This is a genomic window from Sphingomonas sp. CCH9-F2 (assembly GCF_001556735.1).
Lineage (GTDB): Bacteria > Pseudomonadota > Alphaproteobacteria > Sphingomonadales > Sphingomonadaceae > Sphingomonas > Sphingomonas ginsenosidimutans.
This window is the reverse complement of the sequence record NZ_LSJO01000568.1, coordinates 1-2970: the sequence shown is the minus strand read 5'-3', so window position 1 is coordinate 2970 and position 2970 is coordinate 1. Positions and strand designations below refer to the sequence as shown.

General features: G+C 72.2%; 3 protein-coding genes. All 3 read right to left on the bottom strand.

The window, feature by feature from the left end; genetic code table 11:
• A partial coding sequence (locus AX685_RS15925; RefSeq protein WP_066490410.1) for a hypothetical protein occupies positions 1-814 on the bottom strand: 814 nt, incomplete at its 3' end.
• Positions 815-934: 120 nt separating this feature from the next.
• Positions 935-1786, bottom strand: coding sequence for a DUF4167 domain-containing protein (locus AX685_RS15920; RefSeq protein ID WP_066490408.1), 852 nt, complete (start codon positions 1784-1786; stop codon positions 935-937).
• A gap of 289 nt (positions 1787-2075) precedes the next feature.
• Entirely contained in the window at positions 2076-2909 is an 834-nt protein-coding gene (gene prmC, locus AX685_RS15915) for a peptide chain release factor N(5)-glutamine methyltransferase (RefSeq protein WP_096611713.1), read from the bottom strand.
• Positions 2910-2970 lie beyond the last annotated feature (61 nt).

Genomic DNA, 2970 nt, shown 5'->3' with positions numbered 1-2970 from the left:
CCCCCACCCCCGCCGGCACGCCATCGTTCCAGAAATTGCGATAGCGGTCATACGGGAGCAGCAGCGGATCGGCGCTGTTGGCGACGACGACGTTCGAGGTCACCTGCTCCGTTCCCCATTCGCGCCAGCGCGCGGCGCCGACGATCCCCTCGGCGGCGCGGCTGAAGCTCTCCGCAACGGCGCGCCCTTCGCTCGAAGGGGCGAAGCCGGCGAACCCCGAACAGCCGCGGACGTAGCGGGCGATGCCGGTGCGGTCGATCGCCTGTTCGATCGCGCGCTGGACGTGACGGCTGTTCTCGGACGCCAGCCGCGCGACGAAATCATCCGCGGCCAGCAATTGCGCCGATTCCTCGCCGCGCAGCGTGAAGCAGCGCCCGGCATCGATCGCCGCCGCCACCTCCGGCACCGCGCCCAGCGTCAGCGTGTCCGAATCGAGCTGAATGACATAAGCGTCGCGGCGCAGGTCGAGGATCGTCAGCAGCCGTTCCCAGGTGCCGCCGCGCGGGCATGGGCCGGTATCGACCGCGTCGATCGCGATGATGCGCGGATCGGCGAGATGCCAGGCCAGCAGGTCGCGGTCACGGGGCGTCAGCGTGCCGTCGTCGACGATCACCACCCGCCCGCGCCCCAGCGCCAGTGCGAAGGTCTTCACCGCCACCAGATAGGGCAGCACCGAGGCGGTGCCGACCATCGAGAGCAGGATGACGCCGTCGTCGCGGGCCGTGAGCGGCGGCGTATCGCGCACGCCGCGCACGATCCAGCCGTGCTGCGGCAGCTTGAGGTGCCAGTTGATATGCTCGGCAAGCGTGGGCATCGGGCCTTCCTACGCGGCGCGGCTTAACGCTTCGTCTCGACCGCCGGACACGAAGCGGCCCCGCCGGCCACGAAGGGCGGGCGGGGCCGGACCGTCATCGCAGCGAAGCGAAGGGCGCGCCTATTCGGCCGCAGCCTCGGCAGCCGCCGTGCGGACGCGGCGGCGGCGCGGCTTGGGTGCCTCTTCCGCGACATCGCCGGCGTCGGCGGCGGGCGCCGGTTCCGCGGCGGCGGAAATGCCCAGCGACGGCGGCAGGCGATCGGCGTCGAAGCCGGCCGCCTCGACCGGCGCGGCGGCCTCGCGCGGCTTGCGCGTGCGGCGACGCGGCGCGGCGCCTTCGTCGGCCGGAGCGGCTTCCGCCGTCGCGGCGGTCAGCGGCGCGCGATCGTCCTCAGCACCGGCATGGCCGTTGCGCCCGCCCTCTACCGGGGCGGCGTGACCGTTGCGGCGATCCTGGCGATCCTCTCGCGCGGGGCGACGATCCTGACGATCCGGACGATCCTCTCGCCCGCCCTCACGCCCGGCGAACTCGCGGTTCCCGTCGCGCTGGCGATCGCGGCCGCGGTCCCCGCGGTCGCCACGCTCGCGCTGCGGCGCATCGGCCTCGCTGGCGCGCGCCTGTTCCTCGCCGCGGATCGGCTCGCCTTCGTCACCGAAGTCGTCGATATCGTCGAACTGGTCGAAATCGTCGCGGGTGCGGCGCTGCGGCTGGTCGTCGGTGCGGCCGCGCTGGTCGGCGAGGACGCGGAAATAATGGTCCGCGAACTGCAGATAATATTCGGTGTTGACGCGATCGCCGGACATTTGCGCGTCGCGCGCCATGTTCTTGTATTTTTCGAGCAGCTGCGCCGCATTGCCGCGCGCGCGACTGTCGATCCGATTGCCGCTGTCACGCTGTCCCTGGCCGCCGCCGCCCTGGCGCTGGCCACCACCACGGCCGCGACGGCGACCGTTCTGACGGTTATTGATCAAATCACTGTCCTCGTCCCGAAAACCAAAGCCCCGAAATCAAAACCGGCCCTTGCACGCCCCGGTCAGCCGACGATCGGTCCGACGCAGGGCGCTGGTTGCAGCAATGTCCCGCCGCACATCGACCATGGTCGATGCGGGCCTGCCATGGCCGCCGGACTGCAGCGGCTAATGACGAAGGGAGGACAAGACGCCTCGTACAACCGTATCGTGAGTGCGCGTGCCCCGCCCGTGTCTCTAGCGGCTCGGCAGGCGTTCTCAAAGGAAAATATTGGGATGCGCACGCGCTGCTTCAACCGCCCGATCCGGCCATCGCGATCACGCAGCGGTCGCGCCCGCCCAGATCGCGGCGAACCGTGGCCGACAACCCTTCGGCCGCCAGCAGCGCGGGCACCGCCGCGCCCTGGTCCCAGCCGATCTCGATACAGGCGACCCCGCCCGGCGCCAGCAGCGCGCGCAACTGCGGCGCGATGCGGCGATAGTCGTCCAGCCCGTCCGCCCCGGCGAACAGCGCCTGCGCCGGTTCGTAGCCGCGCACCTCGGCCGGCAGATCGGCATCGGTCGCGATATAGGGCGGGTTGGCGAGGATGAGGTCGAACCGCTCCGCCAGCCCCGCGCCCCAGTCGCCGAGCCGGAAGGCGGCGCGCGCGCCCATCCCGAGCGCCTGCGCATTGCCGCGCGCCTGACCCAGCGCGGCGGCGGAGGCGTCCACCCCCAGCCCGCTCGCCCCCGGCCATTGCGCCAGCGCGGCGAGCAGCAGCGTCCCCGGCCCCGTGCCCAGATCGAGGATCCGTGCGGGGCCGGCGGTGCCCGCGAAATGATCGACCGCCGCCTCGATCAGCGTCTCGCTGTCGGCACGCGGCACCAGCGCGCCCGGGCCGACCGCCAGGTCGATCGTCCAGAAGGCGCGCGTGCCGGTGATATAGGCGACCGGCTCGTGCGCGGCGCGCCGCTCCACCAGCGCGGCGAAAGCGGGCGGCACCGGATGGTCGCCGAGCGTCAGCAGCAACCGCTCGCGGGTGATCCCCATGGCATGCGCCAGCAGCAGTTCGGCATCGAGCCGCGGCGTCGCGGAAAAGCCGAAGCGCGCGGCCGCCTCGCGCAGCGCGGTGCGCGCGTCGGTCATCACCGCGCCGCGCCCGCGAATGTTGCGAATGTTGAGACGATCGCGGGGTTGGGGGCGGGGG

Coding starts and splice junctions, on each gene's coding strand:
- prmC (WP_096611713.1), bottom strand. CDS start 2,909: ATGACCGACGCGCGCACCGCGCTGCGCGAGGCGGCCGCGCGCTTCGGC.